Origin of the sequence: Desulfitobacterium hafniense DCB-2 (genome assembly GCF_000021925.1) — a bacterium.
Lineage (GTDB): Bacteria > Bacillota > Desulfitobacteriia > Desulfitobacteriales > Desulfitobacteriaceae > Desulfitobacterium > Desulfitobacterium hafniense.
The window spans coordinates 4,583,764-4,601,893 of record NC_011830.1 but is presented as its reverse complement, the minus strand read 5'-3'; the positions used below and the strand labels follow the sequence as shown (position 1 = coordinate 4,601,893).

Genomic DNA, 18,130 nt, shown 5'->3' with positions numbered 1-18,130 from the left:
AACCACCGTGAAAGAGATTGTTCTGCAGGGCCAGGCCCAAAGAATGCGGGCAGCGGTGCTAGAGGATGGGGAACTGGTTGAGGTTTATGAAGAGGAAGGCTTAATTTCCCGATTGGTTGGCAATATCTACCGGGGGCGGGTTATCAATGTGCTGCCGGGTATGCAGGCGGCATTCATCGATATTGGCTTGGAGAAGAATGCTTACCTTTATGTGGGAGATGCCGTGCCCTTTCAGTATGAAGAAGATGAGCGCCTTCCCCCGTCAAATGAGCTGCGGGTGGAGCAGGTGCTCAAGCCCCGCCAGGAGTTGCTGGCTCAGGTTACCAAAGAACCGGTAGGCTCCAAAGGTGCAAGAATCACCACCAATCTCACCATCCCCGGGCGTTATGCTGTCCTGATGCCTAACACTAAATATATAGGTGTCTCGCGCAAGATTACGGAAGAAGCAGAGCGAACGCGGCTGCGGGAGATAGCCCGTGAAGCCTGTCCGGAAGACAAAGGAATCATCGTCCGGACCTTGGCTAAGGGAATTGAGGCCAAGGAGCTTGCCACTGACTTCAGGGAACTGGTAGCTTTGTGGGAGCGCTTGGAGAAAAAAATCCCTCACGTGTCCATACCTGGTTTGGTTCATCAGGATGTGGATCTGGTTTCCCGGGCGATCCGGGATTGGGTGGATCAGGAAGTAAAAATCATTACTGTTAATCAACCCGAGGTTGCAGAGGGGATGCGCAACGCTTTACGGGAGTTGGGCCATCCGGCTGCGAACCACGTGCAATTGGTTTATAAAGAGGATATCTTCTCGGATTATGGCATTGATGATAAGATCCGCCAGGCTCTCCAGCCTAAGGTATGGCTGAAAAGCGGCGGCTATTTGGTGATTCAGCAAACTGAAGCCTTGACAGTGATCGACGTGAATACCGGTAAGTATGTGGGGGATAAATCACTTCAGGATACCATCCTGCACATCAATCAAGAAGCGGCCCTTGAGATAGCCAGACAACTGCGTTTGCGGAATTTGGGCGGGATTATCGTTATTGATTTTATCGATATGACTTCAGAGGAAGACAAAGAGCAGCTTTTGCAGGTGCTGGAAAAGGCGGTAGCACGGGATAAACTGAAATGTCAGGTGATGGGTCTGACTCAATTGGGATTGGTGGAAATGACGCGCAAAAAAGTCGGACAAACCCTCGAAGTAAGGTATGGACATCCCTGTCCCCATTGCGATGGCTCCGGAAAGATATAAATATAATGGTGCCCAATCAAAAAAATAATGATAAAAAAACGTGGGAAAGCTTAGAAGCAATTGACAGCATAGAGCACTTAGTGCTAAAATATCTAAATGTGGTGACTTCTCACCGCAACCGCGCGAAACAGGCATTTTAACAGGTTTTTGTGTCGTAATCTCTTTTTTGCAGGGAGATTGAAACAAACCGGCCTGACAAGGCGAGTCTAGGCATGGGAGGTGTAATAATGTACGCAGTGATTGAAACAGGGGGTAAGCAATTCCGTGTTGAAGAAGGCAAGGTCCTCTTCGTGGAAAAGCTTGATGCCAATGTGGGAGATACCGTGACCATCGATAAAGTTCTTTTGGTAGAGAAAGATGGTGCTGTTAAAGTCGGTACTCCGGTTGTGGATGGTGCCAAAGCTCTTCTCAAAGTTGTGGAGCATGGTAAAGGCGAAAAGATAATTGTTTTCAAGATGAAATCCAAAAAGAATTATCGCCGTAAACAAGGACATCGTCAACCCTATACTAAAGTAGTGGTTGAAGCTATCCAAGCATAAGATGAAACATCAGGGTATTACTTTGAATCTTTGGTTGGATGACAACCAACGGATTCGCAAGTTTGAATTGTGTGGGCACGCAGGATATGCCGAGTACGGATTGGATATTGTCTGTGCCGCCGTATCTGCGTTGAGTATCTCAGCGGTCAACGGCTTGGAATTTTATCTTCCATGTAAACCGGAGGTTGAAGTGGACGACCCGCAAGGGTTTTTAAGCTGTACTCTCCCTGAATGTGAGCCTGGGACACTGGATCATGCCCAATGGATTTTAGGAACCATGGTTTTAGGGGTTGAAGGAATTCAACAGAGCTATGGTGAGCAATATGTAACTATTAATCGGAGGAGGTGGACTCCATGTTAAAAATGAATCTGCAATTATTTGCTCATAAAAAAGGGGTAGGTAGTTCTCGAAATGGTCGTGACAGTAATGCGCAACGTCTGGGCGTAAAGCGTGGAGACGGTCAATTCGTTACCGCAGGGAACATTATCGTTCGCCAACGGGGAACGAAGTTTCATCCTGGCAAGAACTGTGGTTTGGGTAAGGATGACACCCTCTTTGCAACCATCGATGGCTATGTTAAATTCGAGCGTAAAGATCGTAGCCGCAAACAAGTTAGCATTTATCCTGAGCGCCAGGCTGCTCAAGCTTAAAGGAAATCACAATCGCACCCCTGGGAGAATCCCGGGGGTTTTGTGTTATGTGTTATATGAGGAATAAGCCCCAGAAAGGATTGAAGACAGTGCCTGGTAAATCCTCCTTAGAACGAACTCTTCTGACAGAACAATTGGACCACTACCGGCTGCAGCGTCACGACTTTTTTAATCACTGGCAGGTCATCAAGGGCTATCTGCAGTTAGGCAAGGCGGATCGAGCGTTGCTCTATATGCAGGAGGGGATCAGTGGCCTAGAAGCTGAGCAGGATATCGGACAGATTCCTCAGGAGATTGTCGGCGCTATCTTGCTGGGTTTGGTTGTGGAGCTGCGCAAAGAAGGTCTTTGGGTTGAAGTTCAGCTCGATAGTGCCTTGAAAAAAGAGCGCTTTTGGCAAGAATTTTGGCAAGAGGAATATGGAGAAGTCTTATACGGGTACACTAAAGAATGTGTGAAGGCAATTTTTAAGCGTTATAAAGGGTTAGAGGAACCTGTCGTTGAAATCAAATTAGGGACTGGCGAAGCTCTTTGCAGTTTATCTTTGCTTGATGACGATAAGGTGGTATGGAAACAGAGCTGCTGCTATAAAGACTCTGAACAGCAATTTATAGCACAATAGTTGATCAGCTTAGGGATCAGAAGGGGATAGTGCATGTTTTACGATCAGGCAAAAATCTATGTTAAAGGTGGAGACGGCGGAGCCGGGGCTGTGGCGTTTCGCCGTGAAAAATACGTTCCTGAGGGTGGCCCCAGCGGTGGCGACGGGGGGCGGGGCGGCAAGGTCATCTTTATCGCCGATGAAGGACTCAGGACATTGGTGGATTTCCGTTATAAACGCCATTACAAGGCTGATCGCGGGGAACATGGACAGGGAAAGAATATGCACGGGAAGAGCGGGGAGGATATGAGCGTCCGCATTCCTGTAGGCACCGTTGTTAAAGATGCGGATACAGGGGAAATCCTCGCCGACTTGATTGAGCATGGGCAAAAAGTTGTCGTTGCCAATGGCGGCAGAGGCGGCCGCGGTAATGCTCGTTTTATGAGCAATACCAATAAAGCCCCCACTGTAGCGGAAAACGGCGAACCGGGAGAGGAACGGAACCTCCTTCTGGAGCTGAAGCTTTTGGCCGATGTAGGACTGGTGGGATTTCCCAATGTAGGCAAGTCGACGATCATTTCCCGAATCTCGGCGGCTAAACCCAAGATTGCGGATTATCATTTTACTACGCTGGTGCCCAATCTTGGGGTAGTTGAGCTGGAGGATGGGGAAAGTTTCGTGGTGGCGGATATCCCCGGGCTGATTGAAGGGGCTCACACCGGAGCCGGACTGGGTCATGAATTTCTCAGACATACGGAAAGAACCCGTCTGATTCTTCATGTCCTGGATATTGCAGGCTCTGAGGAGCGGGATCCCCTGGAAGATTTTCAAATCATTGCGGAAGAGCTTCGCCAATATAGTCAGGAGCTGGCTAACCGCCCGATCTTGATCGTGGCCAATAAAATGGATATTCCCGGTGCGGAGGAAAATCTGCAGCGCTTGACAGAGAAGCTGGGGGAAGACTACCGTATTTTTCCGGTATCTGCAGCTACAGGAGAAGGGCTGAAGGAATTGGTTTATGCTGCCGCGAAAGCGTTGCCGGAAATTCCTGCACCCCAGATCTTTGTGCGGGATGAGGAACAGCATAAACTGACTCAGGCGTCAGCTCCGCATCGCTTTGAACTGACCCGTGAAGGGGATTTCTTTGTTGTCTCCGGTAAGGAAGTTGAAAAACATGTGCAGATGACCATGTTCGATCGGGAGGACGGGCTTTATCGCTTCCAGAATATCCTCAAGGCGATGGGAATTGAACGCGCTTTGCTGGATGAAGGTATAAAAGTGGGAGATAAGGTTCGGATCGCCGGGATCGAGTTCGAGTGGGAAGAGTAAGCAAAGATAAGATAATGTGAGTTAGGAGGTTTTGCGGTGTTAACCGGAAAACAAAAAGGTTTTTTACGCTCCCTGGGCAATGAGATGGATCCCATCTTACAGATTGGTAAAGGAGGAGTCACAGAGGCTGTCATAGCACAAACCGATGAGACTCTGGAAGCCCGGGAATTGATTAAAGGGAGAGTGCTCCCTAACAGCATGGAAGATGTACAAAGCGCAGCCGCAGAATTGGCGGAACGCACCTCTGCGGAGTTGGTTCAGGTCATTGGGAGAAATTTTCTGCTCTATCGCGAGTCGAAGAAGAAGCCCATGATCGATTTGCCGCGATAGCCTTATCTTCCCAGAGGATAAGGTGCTATACTAGGTATAGAAGCAGTAAGCAGTCGAGGAAGCAAAGGTTATGAACATTAATGCTCCACCCAAAAGAATAGGGATTATGGGAGGGACCTTTGATCCCTTGCATTATGGTCATCTGGTGGCGGCTGAAATGGCCCGCCATGAATTTGCCTTGGAGAAAGTGATTTTTATCCCCACGGGTAATCCTCCCCATAAAGTGGGGCGTAGGGTAACCTCTTCCGGGGATCGCTATGAAATGGTCAAACGTGCTGTTCAGGATAACAGCTTTTTTGAAGTTTCTGATCTGGAAATCCAGCGTAAAGGTTATTCCTATACTGTGGATACCCTTAAGGATATGCATAAGCTCTATCCGCAGCACGAGCTGTATTTTATTACGGGAGCAGATGCCTTTCGCGAGATTTTCACCTGGAGAGAAGTACAGTCTGTTTTATCCCTCAGCCATTTCATCGGGGCTTCCCGCCCTGGATTTGACCCTCATGAGTTTCTTGAAGAATTGAAACGGGATTATCCGGAATTTCTGCCCCATATGCATCTTTTTGATGTGCCTGCTTTAGCCATATCTTCCACCGATATACGTTCCCGGGTCAAAGAGGGGAAGCCCATTCGCTATTTACTTCCTGAATCCGTTCGCCTCTATATCGAAGAAACAGGTTTGTATCGGATCTAGTTTTATGGTTTAGCATTACAGCTTGATTTGTGGATTACAAAATCAGGTAAGTATAGTTCTGGAGCTTTTGCTCATACTAAATTCGAATCCAATAAGCAAGAGGTGACAGCAAATATGGCAACCCTTTATGTCGGAAATTTACCCTGGAACACTACATCTGAAGATCTCAACTCTTTCTTTGGCCAGTATGGTCAAGTGATAAGCAGTCGTATCATTACGGATCGTGAGACAGGGCGCTCACGAGGTTTTGGTTTTGTAGAGGTTGAAGATGAGGATGCGGCACGTATGGCGGAAGACCTTAATGGGAAGGATTTCGGCGGCCGGCCTTTAACGGTCAATGAGGCAAGACCTAAACAGCAGATGTAAAAAAACATAGTTCTGGAAGACCCTCTTGCCCAAAAGGTCAGAAGGGTCTTCTCGCACTGTCAGAAAGTATAAGCTTGCGCTATATACTTTCTAAGCATAAGTGCAACCGGCGACTTCACCTCATTGGCAAGCATGGGTTTAAAGCAACAAGTGCGAAGACAGTGTCTTCGTGGTGAAGCCGGGTTTTCTTTAGCATATATTTATTGGAAAGTAGGTTCTGGCGATTTTGGATATTCAGGAAGCCTACAATTTAGCTTGCAGTTCCATGTCAAAGAAGCGGTTCAGTCATACTTTGGGAGTTGTCCGGTGGGCTCAGGAGCTGGCCATAAAGCATCAGGTGGATGGCGAGAGGGCTCAGATTGCTGCCTATCTGCATGACCTTAAGAAAGAAATTGATTTTACGCAACAGATTTCTATGGCGAAAGAGTGGAATTTAATTCGCTATCCTGAGGATGAAGACAATCCTCAGAGTCTACATGGTCCCCTGGCAGCTTATTGGCTGGAGTGTGAATATGGCTACAAGGATCGGGAAGTATTGGCGGCGATAGCTCATCACACTTTAGGAGCTCCGGGAATGGGGGGCCTGGAGATGTTAATTTATAGTGCTGATCTAACAGAACCTCAGCGTTCTTTTCCCGATGTAGACAAACTACGACAATCCTTGTATGATAATCTTGAGAATGGTACACTAATGTGTGTTGAACATACTTTAAATTATTTGCGAAAAAGTAAGCGGAGCATCCATCCTCAAACACTGCTTACCTATGAAGATTTAAAAAGGAGGCAAAAATTTGCTGACAGATAAGCAATTGCATGGCGCTGTAAACCTTGTTGAAGACAAAAAAGGCCGGGAGACCATTCTGCTTGACCTCAAAGGGATTTCCATGGTCACAGATTATTTCCTGATCACAACCGGAAATTCCACCACTCAAGTTAAGGCGATCACCGATAACCTCTCCGAGAAGCTCCCCGAGTTGGGCGTGACTATTTTAAGAGTAGAAGGGTTGCAGGAGGCCAAATGGGTTCTTGTGGATTGCGGAGATCTGGTGATTCACGTGATGACTCCGGACCAGCGGGAATTCTATAATCTTGAGCGGCTCTGGGGAGACGCGCCGGTGATCAGTTCTTGATAGTTGACATGATGCCGAATTTTGGATTATTATATAGGAAACTTGCGAAAAGCAATGAAGGGGAATAAGCCCAAACAACCTCATTTCAGAGAGGCAACGGTCGGTGAGAGTTGCTGTGAGACTTTGGTAAGCACTCGCCCCGGAGCTGTACTCAGATCATAATGAGTGCCGGTGCGAGCCGTTATCATCGATGAAGTGCAGTTGAAATTGGGTGGTACCGCGGGAAGTTACTCTCGTCCCTTTAGGGATGGGAGTTTTTTATATCTTGATTTCATCTCGATCATGGAGTTCGGAATGTTTAAGGGGGAAAATTATAATGCAAGAGAAATATCTTTTTTCAGAGATTGAGCCTAAATGGCAAAAAAAATGGGTGGACAGAAAAGATTATCAAGCCGAAGAGCATTCTGATAAACCCAAATTCTATGCTTTAGCGATGTTTCCTTACCCTTCCGGCAATCTTCATATGGGACATGTCCGGAATTATTCTATAGTGGATGTCATCGCTCGCTTTAAGCGGATGAGGGGTTACAATGTTCTGCATCCCATCGGTTGGGATTCTTTTGGGCTGCCGGCAGAAAATGCGGCCATTAAGAATCAAACGCCGCCGGCTGAGTGGACTTGGAAAAATATCGCCAATATGAAAAGGCAGCTTCAGGAAATGGGAATCTCCTATGATTGGGAGCGGGAGGTTACGACCTGTCATCCCGACTATTACAAGTTTACGCAATGGATCTTTTTAGAGTTTTACAAACATGGCTTGGTGTATAAGAAAAAAGCCGGCGTCAACTGGTGTCCTTCTTGTGCCACCGTTCTTGCCAACGAGCAGGTGGTGGATGGAGCTTGTGAACGTTGCGACACCGCCGTTACCAAAAAAGATCTGGAACAATGGTTTTTTAAGATTACGGACTATGCTCAAGTGCTTTTGGATGATCTGGAAAAGCTCCCCGGCTGGCCTGATAAAGTGAAGACCATGCAAAAAAACTGGATTGGCCGTTCTGAAGGAGCCGAAGTGGAATTCGACCTGGAGAACCACGGGGATAAAATTCGGGTCTATACCACCCGGGTGGATACGATTTTTGGTGTGAGCTATGTAGTGCTGGCACCGGAGCACCCTTTGGTGCAAAAGCTGATTGCTGGTACGGAATACGAAAATGACGTGCAAGCCTTTATCGAACGGATGAAGGGGCTGAATGAAATCGCCCGGACTTCCACCGAAACCGAAAAAGAAGGCCTGTTTACCGGGGCCTACTGCATTAACCCCTATAGCGGAGAAAAAGTACCCATCTGGATCGCTAACTATGTTCTTTTTGAATACGGAACAGGAGCGGTTATGGGCGTACCGGCCCATGATGAAAGGGACTTTGAGTTCGCCGGGAAGTATAAGCTTCCCATTAAGACCGTTATCCTGCCTGAGGGAACCCCTGTGGAGGAAAAGGATACTCCTCTTCAAGCAGCTTTCGTTGAAGAGGGAATGATGGTGAATTCCGGCGAGTATGATGGTCTCAAGAATGTGGAGGCCTGGGAGAAGATGTGTGATAAAGCTGAGCACGATGGCTTTGGTGAACGGAAAGTGAATTTCCGCCTCCGTGACTGGCTTATTTCCCGTCAGCGTTACTGGGGAGCTCCCATTCCCATGATTTATTGCGATCATTGCGGAATTGTTCCTGTGCCCCAGGACCAACTCCCTGTCATGCTCCCGGACGATGTGGTCTTTAAAGCGGGGGAGAATCCCCTGACCACCTCGGAAAGCTTTAAACAAACCATCTGTCCCACCTGTGGCGGTAAGGCCCGTCGTGAAACAGACACTATGGACACTTTTATGTGCTCCTCCTGGTATTTCCTCCGCTATACTGATCCCCACAATGCTCAGCTCCCCTTCGCCAAAGAAGCTGCAGATCACTGGATGAATGTGGATCAATATGTAGGTGGAGTAGAGCATGCTATTCTCCATTTGCTGTACTCGCGTTTCTTTACTAAGGCTCTGCGGGATTTTGGCTATCTTAAAGTCGATGAGCCCTTTGCCAACCTACTCACTCAGGGGATGGTTTGCCTGGGCGGGGCTAAAATGTCCAAATCCAAGGGTAATGTGGTAAGTCCTGAAGAAATTATTTCTAAATATGGTGCCGATACGGCCCGCCTCTTCATCCTCTTCGCAGCTCCGCCGGAGCGGGATTTGGAATGGAACGACCAAGGGGTGGAAGGTTGCTACCGCTTCCTCAACCGGGTGTGGCGTCTGGCGGCTCAATACGAAGAAGTCTTAAAGACTACTGGGGCAGGGGCTAATGAATTTGGCGAATTGGACAAAGCTGCCAAGGACATGCGCCGTCAAACCCACCAAACCATTCAAAGAGTTACTTCGGATGTGGGAGCACGCTTCAACTTCAACACAGCCGTCAGTGCCATTATGGAATTGGTCAATGCTCTTTATCTGTACAAAGAACAGCCCCAGGTGAATTTGGCGGTGGCCCGGGAAGCCTTGGAGAGCATTCTCATCCTGCTGGCGCCTTTTGCACCCCATATTACCGAAGAAATCTGGAGTGAATTGGGCCATGAGGACAGCATCCATAGCCGGGAGTGGCCGCAAGTGGATGAAGAGGCTCTGGTCCAGGAAGAGGTCACTGTGGTCCTGCAGATCAACGGGAAGGTTAAGGAGCGGATTCAGGTTCCGGCCCAGATTTCCGCGGCGGAATTGGAAGCACAGGTCCGGCAGCTGCCCAGGCTTGGGGAATGGACTCAAGGCAAACAGATCCTTAAGATCGTAACGGTGCCGGGTAAGCTGGTCAATGTCGTTGTGAAGTAGGTTAACTTTTATGGAGACCTGAAAGGAAGAACCCTGGGCTATCTTTCCGGTTTAAGTGACACGGATGTGGGATAAAGCTGTTGCAAAATGAACGGTGACGTTTGTTGAGCAACAGCTTTTTTAGTCTTCAAACTCGAGTTGATGATTGTGATAGGATAGCGTTAAAATAAGCAGAAATGCATTATTTATTAGGCGATTTATTTCTGATATATTCAATGCATCAGAATTATTAGAATAGACGGAAAATAAGGAGGGCCAAACAACACATTATTTTGACAAGATCAAAACACATTTTGCATAGGAGGAAGTCAAATGTTCAAATTTACTGCTCAACAACATGTTTATGACATCAATGGGGTTAAGGTTGGTGGTCAGCCTGGGGAATACCCAACAGTGCTCATCGGCAGCATTTTTTATCGGGGCCATAAGATCGTCTCAGATGGTCAAAAGGGAATTTTCGACAAAGATGCAGCCAAAGCTTTGCTGGATCAGGAAGCCGAACTAAGCGCAGAAACAGGCAATCCATTTATCATTGATGTCTTGGGAGAATCTGTTGAAGCCCTTACGAAATACGTGGAATTTATTTTGGAAAATACCACTGCCCCATTCCTCCTGGATAGTATCAGCCCGGATGTGCGGGTAGGAGCCCTGAAAAATTTGGGCAAGGATCCGGAGATTCAGAAACGGCTGATCTACAATTCCATTGAAGAGCATTACACCGAAGAAGAGCTGGCCGCCATCAAAGAGGCAGGGCTGAAGACCGCCGTTATCCTTGCTTTCAGTAAGAAAGCGTTAAAGCCCAATGCCCGCATCGATCTTCTCCAGGGCAAGGATGATAAAGAAGGGTTGATTGCAGCGGCCAAACGGGCCGGTATCGAGCAATTCCTTGTGGATCCGGGAGTCTTGGATGTGGCCAGCAATAGCTGGACGACGGAAGCGATCAATGTGGTTAAAGAGCAATTCGGCTATCCCGGTGGCTGTGCGCCATCCAATGCAGTCTATCTCTGGAAGAAAATGCGTTCCAAAGGAACCCCCTTCTTCGAAGTTGCCGGGGCTGCGGTCTTCACTTATCCGATCACACAGGGTGCCGATTTCATTCTCTATGGTCCCATGATGAACGCTCCCTGGGTTTATCGTGCTATAGCAACCACAGATGCCATGATTGCCTATAACAATAAGCTGACCGGAGTTAAGATGGGAACCACAGAGCATCCTTTGCTCAAAATTTTCTAAACCTTATTTCACTGTCAGAAAGTATAAGCTTGCGCTATATACTTTCTAAGCATAAGCGCAACCAGCGACTTCGCCTCATTTGCGGGCATGGGTTTAAGGTTCGGCGAAGCCGGGTTTTCTTTATCTTGACTTAACTTAACTTGATTTGATGTAAAAATTTCAAAAAAGGGGTGGGTCAATTGTTACCTAAGTACAATATCCTGACCGAGGACCAAGTTCAAAAAATCCACGAAAACACCATGAAGATCCTTGAAGAAATCGGTATTGAGTTTGAGTACGAACCGGCTTTAGAGGTTTTTCGCCGGGAGGGGCAAAAGGTCGAAGGCAAGAGAGTCTATTTGACCCGTGAATTTGTGGAGTCCAAGCTCAAATCGGCACCGGCAGAGTTTACCCTTCATGCCCGCAACCCTGAAAACAATGTGGTTATCGGCGGCGATAATATTGTCTTTATGCCTGGTTATGGAGCCCCCTTCATTTACGAATTGGATGGCAGCCGGCGTAAAACCACCTTGCAGGATTACGAGAATTTCGCCAAACTGGCCGGAGCCAGCAAGAATATGCATCTTTCCGGCGGCACCATGGCGGAACCTCAGGACATTCCGGATGGCGTGCGTCATTTGCAGATGCTGTACAGTTCGATTAAAAACTCCGATAAGTGCTTCATGGGCAGTGCCGAAGGAAAAGAAAGGGCGGAAGACTCCGTCGAAATAGCTGCTATCCTCTTCGGCGGCAAAGATGTGATTAAAGAAAAGCCGGTCTTAGTCTCCTTGATTAACTCCTTGACTCCTCTGAAATATGACGAAAGAATGCTGGGGGCCTTGATGGCTTATGCGGAAGCAGGTCAGGCTGTGATCATTGCTTCACTGGTTATGGCCGGATCGACCGGTCCCGCATCTTTGGCAGGCACCTTGTCCCTGCAGAATGCCGAGGTCTTAGCCGGAATCTCTTTAGCACAAAGCATCAACCCAGGAACCCCGGTTATTTATGGCTCTACTTCCGCTTTAAGCGATATGCGCAGCGGCAGTCTTTCCATCGGCAGTCCCGAATGCGCTCTCTTTATCTCAGCAAGCGCTCAGCTGGCCCGCTTTTATGGAGTACCCAGCCGTTCCGGCGGCGGACTGAACGACTCCAAGACTGTGGATGCCCAAGCCGGTTATGAGTCCATGATGACGTTGATGGCAGCTAATCTGACCGGTGTTAACTTTGTTCTCCATACAGCGGGAATTCTCCAATACTTCATGGCCATGTCCTATGAGAAATTCATCATGGATGATGAAATTGCCGGTATGCTTCTCCATTATATGAAGGGCTATACCTTTGACGAAGACGGCATGGCTTTTGACGTGATAGAGAAAGTAGGGCCCGGAGGACATTTCCTCACCCAGAAGCATACGCGCAAAAATCATAAGCGGGAGTTCTATACCCCTACCCTCAGCGACCGAAGCGCCTATGATACCTGGGCAAAAGAGAAGCTGGAGACGAAGCAGCGCGCTCATGCCCGTTGGCAGCAGATTCTGGCCAATTATGTGCCCCCCGCCCTGGATCCGGAGATCGATGCCAAACTGCAGGCCTTCATTGCCCAGCGGGGTAAGGAAGTTGGCGAAGAGTAAACAAGTAGGCAATAACGAAAATAACGGGAGGAATGATCATGAGTTTATTGGATGAACTGAAGCAAGCGATTATTGACGGAGATGAAGATATCGTAGCAGAACTTTCCCAAAAAGCTGTTGATGAAGATCTTGATTTGGTGGATACGGTTCAGTCGGGTCTGGTCAAGGGAATTGAGGTTGTGGGCACAGCGTGGAAAGAAGGGGAGATGTTCTTACCGGATGTCATGATGTCGGCTGAAGCGATGAAAGTCGGTTTGGCTATCCTGGAGCCGGAAATTGCCAAGAAAGGAATGAGTGAAGGGGAATCCAAGGGTAAAATCGTCCTGGGCACTGTGGAAGGGGATATCCACGATATCGGTAAAAATATAACGGGCGCTATGTTCACAGCGGCAGGGTATAAGGTAATTGACCTTGGTACGGACATTAAAGCGGAAGGCTTTGTGGCTAAGGCTCAGGAAGTAGGAGCAGATATCATCGGAGCCAGCGCCTTGCTGACCACCACCATGATCAAGCAAAAAGAACTGATCGAATATCTGAAAGAGAAGAATTTAAGAGACAGCTATAAAGTGTTGGTAGGCGGCGGCCCAACCAGCCAGGTATGGGCTGATGAGATCGGTGCGGATGGATGGGCGGAAACTGCAGACGACGCAGTTGAACTTGCTAATAAGATTTTGGGCAAATAGAGAGGGCAGGAGTCAATACTCGTTGCTTCGCTATCCGTTAGAACAATGTAATCAGCGGCGTTGGTTACACACCTGCCGCTGATTTCTCTCAATAGCAAATTTTCGGATTATTGAAAAATTTGGAGAGGTGAGTGAATATGGGAGTTGACAAGAAGCAAAACACTGTATTGTATATTTCTTCAGCCATTGCCCTGTTGTTTGTTCTGTGGGGAGTATTTTTACCTGAAAATATGGCCAATGTGGTCAATAAAGTCTTTGCCTTATTAACCACGAATTTCGGTTGGCTTTACCTTTTAGCTGTTGCAATTTTTATTATCTTTGTCTTTGGTATAGCCATCAGCCGTTACGGGAAAATCAAGCTGGGTGCCGATGACGATAAACCGGAATTCAGCAATTTCCAATGGTTTGCCATGCTTTTCGGCGGAGGCATGGGCATTGGTTTGGTCTTTTGGTCCGTTGCCGAACCCATCATGCATTTTAACAGTCCGCCTTTCGGAGAACCGGGAACCGTAGAGGCTATGCAAACTTCCATGCGGGTGGTCTTCTTTCACTGGGGCATTCATGCCTGGGTTAACTTTGCTATCGCCGGTTTGGCTCTGGCCTACTTCCAATTCCGCAAAGGGCTGCCCTTCCTGATTAGCTCGGCTTTCTATCCCCTCATTGGCGATCGGATTTATGGGCCGATTGGCAAGGCCATCGATATTCTGGCTGTATTCGCCACTATTTTTGGAATTGCTACCAGTTTGGGCTTGGGTTCCAGCCAGATAGCCACAGGAATACAGTACATCTGGGGAATTCCGGCCGGCCCTCTGACGATTTCCCTTGTCATTGCCGTGATCACAGTTATCTTTACCCTGGCCACGGTCTCCGGTCTGCATAAAGCCATGCAGTCGATTGCTAATGTAAAAGTTTGGTTATCCGTTGCATTTATGGTTTTTATCTTCTACTTTGGCGGCAAAGTCTTTATCCTCAATACCTTTACCCAAAGTTTGGGCGATTATCTGCAGAATTTTGTCGGCCAAACCTTCTGGATGGCCAATGAAAGCTGGGTAGGCGGCTGGACCATCTTCTACTGGGCATGGTGGATCGCCTGGGCTCCCTTTGTCGGTCAGTTTGTGGCACGGGTGTCGAAGGGGCGGACCATTCGGGAGTTTGTCTTTGCCGTAACCCTGCTGCCGGTCGGCTTCTCCTTTATTTGGCTGGCTATCTACGGCGGAGCAGCCTTTAACCTGGACCAGATTTCCGGAGGATTTATTCAAAATGCTGTCAATGCTGATTACACCACGGCTTTGTTTGCCCTGCTGCAGCAGATGCCTCTCTACGCCATAACCGGTCCTTTGGCCATCCTGCTGATCGTGACTTGCTTTGTGGGTGCTGCCGACTCAGCTACCTACGTTCTGGCTATGCTGACCTCCAATGGAGATATGGATCCCAGCAAGAAACTGCGCAGCTTCTGGGGGATTATGCAAGGAGCTATGACCATTGTGCTCATTGTTGTGGGCGGTACGGCTGCCCTGAAAGCCCTTCAGACTGCCTCGATTGCTTCGGCCTTTCCTTTTATGCTGATCATGCTGGTTATGTGTTATAGTATTCTTAAAGCTCTCAGGAGCGATCATCCCTAATGCTCCTGGGTAACAGAACTTAAACCACGGGTAAAACACTCAGATTTTGCATCTGGGTGTTTTACCTCATCAGGAGAATCACTATGAAAATTAAACTGATCGGTTGTCATTCCACAATGAACGAGGTCAAAGCCTTAAAGAATGATGGATTAATGGACTGTGAATTTCTTGATTTTAATTATCATGCCCTACCGGCGGAACTCCATAAAAAAATTCAAGAGATCATTGATGCCAGCCAGGATTATGATCTGATTGTCCTGACCTACGGCCGTTGCTCCAATACTTTGGTGGACTTAGTTTCGCCGGCCGTTCCCATGCTGATACCGACTACCCATGATTGCATCGGTCTGTTGATGGGTTCCAATGCCCGCTATCTGGAGCTTTTCTGCAAAAATACCAGAACCTATTTCTTCAGCCAGGGGTGGCTGGACTATGGCCGTACTCCCTATGACGAGTACCTTGAATATGTGGAAAAGTATGGTGAGAAAAAGGCCGGGAAGATCATCCAAGCCCTTTACGGACACTACAATAAAGCCATGCTGATTAAATCGGTGGGTATGGAAATGCCGGATTCCTATTACGGTAAGCTGCAGAAAATAGCTGATTTCTTCGGCTGGGAGATCGAGGAGATGGAAGGCGATGCCGGCCTGCTCAACGCCTTGGTTCGGGGAGAAAAGCTGGAGGATGTGGTGTTCATTGAGCCAGGTCAGCCTGTGACCCTGAAACATTTTGCCGAAGGTGAGCCGACGTAGACATAAAGCAGGGGAGGGAGAACGGTGATCATCAGGATAAAGCATTACGGAGAGGTAAAGATAGAGGACAGTAAAAATTTATTGCTTAATTTAATTGAAAACCGCATCGGGATCGATAATATATGCAATGGCAAAGGAACCTGTGGAAAGTGTAAGGTCCGCTTTAGGCAAGGGGTGCCTGAAGCAACTTCTGCCGATTTAAGATATTTATCCGTCGAGGAGCTTGAGGAGGGCGTCCGCCTTGCTTGTCAGGTCAAGCCTCAAAAAGGGATGGAAATCGATGTGACTCTGTCCAATTCCTTCGATCGCAAGAACACGGTGCTGCGCAGGGATGACCAAGTTGCTTTGGATTCCGGATTGAGCGGGATTTCCCTGACCATACCGCAGCCCAGTCTGGAAGATGAACGTGGGGATTGGGATAGAATTATTGATGAATATAGAAAGGTGATGTCGGAGCAGGGGTTAGCTCTTCCCTCTCTGGGAGTTCTGGAGAGACTTCCCGGGACTCTGCGGAAACTAGACTATCGAATCACTGCGGTCACCTGGCAGAATAGGGTGATTGATGTTCAACCGGGACATGATACGGCTTTGCATGGGCTGGCTGTCGACATCGGTACCACCAGTGTCGCCGTGGCCCTGATCGATTTGAAGACAGGGGAAGTTCTGGGAAGTGTATCTGCTGAAAATGGGCAAACAGCCTTTGGCGGCGATGTTATTTCCAGAATAGCCTATGCCGGGGAAGGGCTGAAAAACCGCCTTCAGCTTACCGCAGCAGTCCGCAGTACCATTAACACCCTAATCGATGAGCTGGTACTCCAGCATGAGATCGTCCGTAACTCCATCTATAAAATGACGATTGTTGCCAACACAACCATGAGTCATCTCTTTTTGGGGCTCGATGTATCCAATCTTGCTGTGTCACCTTATGTTTCAGTGTATAATCAGGCCCTCGAATTTTCCGCCAAGGAGTTGGGTCTGGGGAGCAATCCGGAAGCTGTCGTTCAGATACTGCCTAACATTGGGAGCTTTGTGGGCGGGGATACGGTGGGAGCCCTCCTTGGTGCGCCTGAAGTACTGACTCAGGGAAATCATCTTCTGCTTGATTTAGGCACTAATTGCGAATTGGTTCTCAAAACCGAAAAAATGATGCTGGCTTGTTCTACCGCAGCAGGTCCGGCTTTTGAAGGGGCGGGCATTTTCCATGGCATGAGAGCAAAGCCCGGTGCTATTGAAGGGATACGAATCCACGAAGAGGGTGTGGAGCTCCGGGTCATCGGGGATGAAGAAGCCCTCGGAATTTGTGGTTCAGGTTTGATCGATGGCATCGCCCAAATGCGCCAAGCCGGTATCATCAATAGAAAAGGAGCTTTCGTTGATCCTGATCATAAGGATTGCAGCTTATCCGATGAGTTAAAGTCGCGGATACGCAAGAAAGAGGATTATTGGGAATTTGTGTTTGCTTTTGGCCGGCAGCATAAAAAAGATATCTCTTTAGGTCAAAGAGATATCGAAGCCTTACAACTGGCTAAAGGTGCAGTATGTGCCGGGATCAAAACCCTGGTCAGCCTGGCCGGCATTTCGCTCCGGGATTTGGATTCCATCGTCATGGCGGGAACCTTTGCCACCTATCTTAAGAAGGAGTCCATCCTCAGCATTGGGCTGACGCCCCATACGGATCCGGAGAAGATTAAGATGGCAGGCAATGCAGCCCACCTGGGAGCCATTCGCACCCTTCTCAATCAGGGGACCTTTGCCGAGGGGGCAGAGCTCGCCCGCCGGATTCAACATATCGAACTGGGCGGGGACAAAACCTTTACGAATTTTTTTATGAGAAGTATGTATTTGGAGCCAACAGACTAAAGGGATAACCTTGTCTTTGGAGCGAGCCAGGGCTTCTTTAGTCTTTGCGGAGGAAGAGTTTATCATAATTTTCCTTGAGATAATCTCTTATCTCGAAGGCATTTTCAAAATAATAGTCTGCAGCAATTTCACTGGCAAATTCTTCAGTAACCGGTGCGCCGCCAACAAAGATCTTGACACTGGGACTTTGCTGCCGCACCTCCTTGATGATGCTCTTCATGACCCCCATCGTCGTGGTCAGCAGGGCAGAAATCATCAGGATCTCAGGTTTTTCCTTGCGGACAGCATCGGCAAATTTTTTGGGGGTGACATCAACCCCAAGATCAATGACTTTAATGCGGAGGGACATGACCATGGTTTTGACCAGAGTCTTGCCGATATCGTGCAAATCTCCCGCCACAGTCCCGACGATGACTTTGCCAGGCTTATTGGGGCTGCTGGAAATGAGATGGGGCTCCAACAGACTGAGCCCGGCATGCATGGAACGGGTCGCCATGAGAACTTCGGGGATGATCACATTGCGCTCACGAAACTTATCCGCGATCTCGTTCATACCGGCGATCAGGCCTTTTTCCAGGATGACTTGGGCCGGGTAGCCCATAGATAAAGCTTTATGAGTTAAATCATAAGTTGCTTCAGCTTCTCCTTCTAAGATGGAATCCTTCAATTGATTAAGGATCATTGTTTAC

Annotated in this window: 19 protein-coding genes and 2 other annotated features; of the genes, 18 read left to right on the top strand and 1 reads right to left on the bottom strand. The window is 48.2% G+C overall.

Going from position 1 to position 18,130, the window contains the following annotated elements; genetic code table 11:
- Positions 1 to 7 precede the first annotated feature (7 nt).
- From DHAF_RS21670 to DHAF_RS21585, 18 genes are all read left to right on the top strand, one after another.
- Entirely contained in the window at positions 8 to 1,243 is a 1,236-nt protein-coding gene (locus tag DHAF_RS21670; protein WP_005816549.1) for an Rne/Rng family ribonuclease, read from the top strand.
- Between the two features lie 106 nt (positions 1,244 to 1,349).
- Positions 1,350 to 1,461 (top strand) — a sequence feature (ribosomal protein L21 leader region).
- Between the two features lie 9 nt (positions 1,462 to 1,470).
- Positions 1,471 to 1,782, top strand: a complete 312-nt coding sequence (gene rplU / locus DHAF_RS21665) for a 50S ribosomal protein L21 (RefSeq protein ID WP_011460896.1) — start codon at positions 1,471 to 1,473, stop codon at positions 1,780 to 1,782.
- A gap of 1 nt (position 1,783) precedes the next feature.
- Positions 1,784 to 2,143, top strand: coding sequence for a ribosomal-processing cysteine protease Prp (locus DHAF_RS21660; RefSeq protein WP_005816543.1), 360 nt, complete (start codon positions 1,784 to 1,786; stop codon positions 2,141 to 2,143).
- Positions 2,137 to 2,433, top strand: coding sequence for a 50S ribosomal protein L27 (rpmA, locus tag DHAF_RS21655; RefSeq protein ID WP_005816541.1), 297 nt, complete (start codon positions 2,137 to 2,139; stop codon positions 2,431 to 2,433). Before DHAF_RS21660 ends, rpmA begins: the two co-directional genes overlap by 7 nt.
- A gap of 47 nt (positions 2,434 to 2,480) precedes the next feature.
- The gene (locus DHAF_RS21650) at positions 2,481 to 3,053 is read left to right on the top strand and encodes a Spo0B domain-containing protein (protein WP_015945173.1); all 573 of its coding nucleotides are present in this window, start codon (positions 2,481 to 2,483) and stop codon (positions 3,051 to 3,053) included.
- Positions 3,054 to 3,086: 33 nt separating this feature from the next.
- Positions 3,087 to 4,361: a GTPase ObgE gene (gene obgE / locus DHAF_RS21645; protein WP_005816537.1), complete on the top strand. Its 1,275-nt coding sequence runs from the start codon at positions 3,087 to 3,089 to the stop codon at positions 4,359 to 4,361.
- A 36-nt stretch (positions 4,362 to 4,397) separates the two neighbouring features.
- Entirely contained in the window at positions 4,398 to 4,691 is a 294-nt protein-coding gene (gene yhbY / locus DHAF_RS21640; RefSeq protein ID WP_005816535.1) for a ribosome assembly RNA-binding protein YhbY, read from the top strand.
- Between the two features lie 70 nt (positions 4,692 to 4,761).
- A complete protein-coding gene (nadD, locus tag DHAF_RS21635; protein ID WP_005816533.1) occupies positions 4,762 to 5,385 on the top strand; it encodes a nicotinate-nucleotide adenylyltransferase in 624 nt (207 codons plus the stop codon).
- 114 nt (positions 5,386 to 5,499) lie between these two features.
- Complete coding sequence (locus tag DHAF_RS21630) at positions 5,500 to 5,751, top strand: RNA recognition motif domain-containing protein (RefSeq protein ID WP_015945172.1); 252 nt, start codon at positions 5,500 to 5,502, stop codon at positions 5,749 to 5,751.
- A 226-nt stretch (positions 5,752 to 5,977) separates the two neighbouring features.
- Positions 5,978 to 6,556: a bis(5'-nucleosyl)-tetraphosphatase (symmetrical) YqeK gene (gene yqeK / locus DHAF_RS21625; RefSeq protein WP_015945171.1), complete on the top strand. Its 579-nt coding sequence runs from the start codon at positions 5,978 to 5,980 to the stop codon at positions 6,554 to 6,556.
- Positions 6,543 to 6,881, top strand: coding sequence for a ribosome silencing factor (gene rsfS, locus DHAF_RS21620; RefSeq protein WP_005816526.1), 339 nt, complete (start codon positions 6,543 to 6,545; stop codon positions 6,879 to 6,881). The genes yqeK and rsfS overlap by 14 nt, the downstream gene beginning before the upstream one ends.
- Positions 6,882 to 6,926: 45 nt before the next feature.
- Positions 6,927 to 7,125 (top strand) — a binding site (T-box leader).
- Positions 7,126 to 7,197: 72 nt separating this feature from the next.
- Complete coding sequence (leuS, locus tag DHAF_RS21615) at positions 7,198 to 9,681, top strand: leucine--tRNA ligase (RefSeq protein WP_011460890.1); 2,484 nt, start codon at positions 7,198 to 7,200, stop codon at positions 9,679 to 9,681.
- A 312-nt stretch (positions 9,682 to 9,993) separates the two neighbouring features.
- The gene (mtgA, locus tag DHAF_RS21610; RefSeq protein WP_005816523.1) at positions 9,994 to 10,914 is read left to right on the top strand and encodes a [methyl-Co(III) glycine betaine-specific corrinoid protein]--tetrahydrofolate methyltransferase MtgA; all 921 of its coding nucleotides are present in this window, start codon (positions 9,994 to 9,996) and stop codon (positions 10,912 to 10,914) included.
- 170 nt (positions 10,915 to 11,084) lie between these two features.
- Complete coding sequence (gene mtgB, locus DHAF_RS21605) at positions 11,085 to 12,524, top strand: glycine betaine--corrinoid protein methyltransferase (protein WP_005816521.1); 1,440 nt, start codon at positions 11,085 to 11,087, stop codon at positions 12,522 to 12,524.
- A gap of 38 nt (positions 12,525 to 12,562) precedes the next feature.
- Positions 12,563 to 13,207, top strand: a complete 645-nt coding sequence (mtgC, locus tag DHAF_RS21600) for a glycine betaine-specific corrinoid protein MtgC (protein WP_015945169.1) — start codon at positions 12,563 to 12,565, stop codon at positions 13,205 to 13,207.
- Between the two features lie 137 nt (positions 13,208 to 13,344).
- Positions 13,345 to 14,829, top strand: coding sequence for a glycine betaine uptake BCCT transporter (locus tag DHAF_RS21595; RefSeq protein ID WP_005816517.1), 1,485 nt, complete (start codon positions 13,345 to 13,347; stop codon positions 14,827 to 14,829).
- Positions 14,830 to 14,912: 83 nt separating this feature from the next.
- The gene (locus DHAF_RS21590) at positions 14,913 to 15,581 is read left to right on the top strand and encodes a DUF1638 domain-containing protein (RefSeq protein WP_005816516.1); all 669 of its coding nucleotides are present in this window, start codon (positions 14,913 to 14,915) and stop codon (positions 15,579 to 15,581) included.
- Between the two features lie 24 nt (positions 15,582 to 15,605).
- Positions 15,606 to 17,441 (top strand): ASKHA domain-containing protein, encoded by a 1,836-nt coding sequence (locus DHAF_RS21585; RefSeq protein WP_015945168.1) that lies wholly within the window; start codon positions 15,606 to 15,608, stop codon positions 17,439 to 17,441.
- A gap of 37 nt (positions 17,442 to 17,478) precedes the next feature.
- Here the strand turns inward: DHAF_RS21585 and DHAF_RS21580 are convergent, their stop codons facing one another.
- A complete protein-coding gene (locus DHAF_RS21580; RefSeq protein ID WP_011460887.1) occupies positions 17,479 to 18,123 on the bottom strand; it encodes a corrinoid protein in 645 nt (214 codons plus the stop codon).
- Between the last annotated feature and the right edge of the window lie 7 nt (positions 18,124 to 18,130).

Bases quoted from the DNA above. Each gene is read 5' to 3' on its own strand.
- DHAF_RS21595 (WP_005816517.1), top strand. From the start codon at position 13,345: ATGGGAGTTGACAAGAAGCAAAACACTGTATTGTATATTTCTTCAGCC.
- nadD (WP_005816533.1), top strand. From the start codon at position 4,762: ATGAACATTAATGCTCCACCCAAAAGAATAGGGATTATGGGAGGGACC.
- obgE (WP_005816537.1), top strand. From the start codon at position 3,087: ATGTTTTACGATCAGGCAAAAATCTATGTTAAAGGTGGAGACGGCGGA.
- DHAF_RS21580 (WP_011460887.1), bottom strand. From the start codon at position 18,123: ATGATCCTTAATCAATTGAAGGATTCCATCTTAGAAGGAGAAGCTGAA.
- DHAF_RS21650 (WP_015945173.1), top strand. From the start codon at position 2,481: ATGTGTTATATGAGGAATAAGCCCCAGAAAGGATTGAAGACAGTGCCT.
- DHAF_RS21660 (WP_005816543.1), top strand. From the start codon at position 1,784: ATGAAACATCAGGGTATTACTTTGAATCTTTGGTTGGATGACAACCAA.
- mtgA (WP_005816523.1), top strand. From the start codon at position 9,994: ATGTTCAAATTTACTGCTCAACAACATGTTTATGACATCAATGGGGTT.
- rpmA (WP_005816541.1), top strand. From the start codon at position 2,137: ATGTTAAAAATGAATCTGCAATTATTTGCTCATAAAAAAGGGGTAGGT.
- leuS (WP_011460890.1), top strand. From the start codon at position 7,198: ATGCAAGAGAAATATCTTTTTTCAGAGATTGAGCCTAAATGGCAAAAA.
- DHAF_RS21590 (WP_005816516.1), top strand. From the start codon at position 14,913: ATGAAAATTAAACTGATCGGTTGTCATTCCACAATGAACGAGGTCAAA.
- rplU (WP_011460896.1), top strand. From the start codon at position 1,471: ATGTACGCAGTGATTGAAACAGGGGGTAAGCAATTCCGTGTTGAAGAA.
- mtgC (WP_015945169.1), top strand. From the start codon at position 12,563: ATGAGTTTATTGGATGAACTGAAGCAAGCGATTATTGACGGAGATGAA.
- DHAF_RS21630 (WP_015945172.1), top strand. From the start codon at position 5,500: ATGGCAACCCTTTATGTCGGAAATTTACCCTGGAACACTACATCTGAA.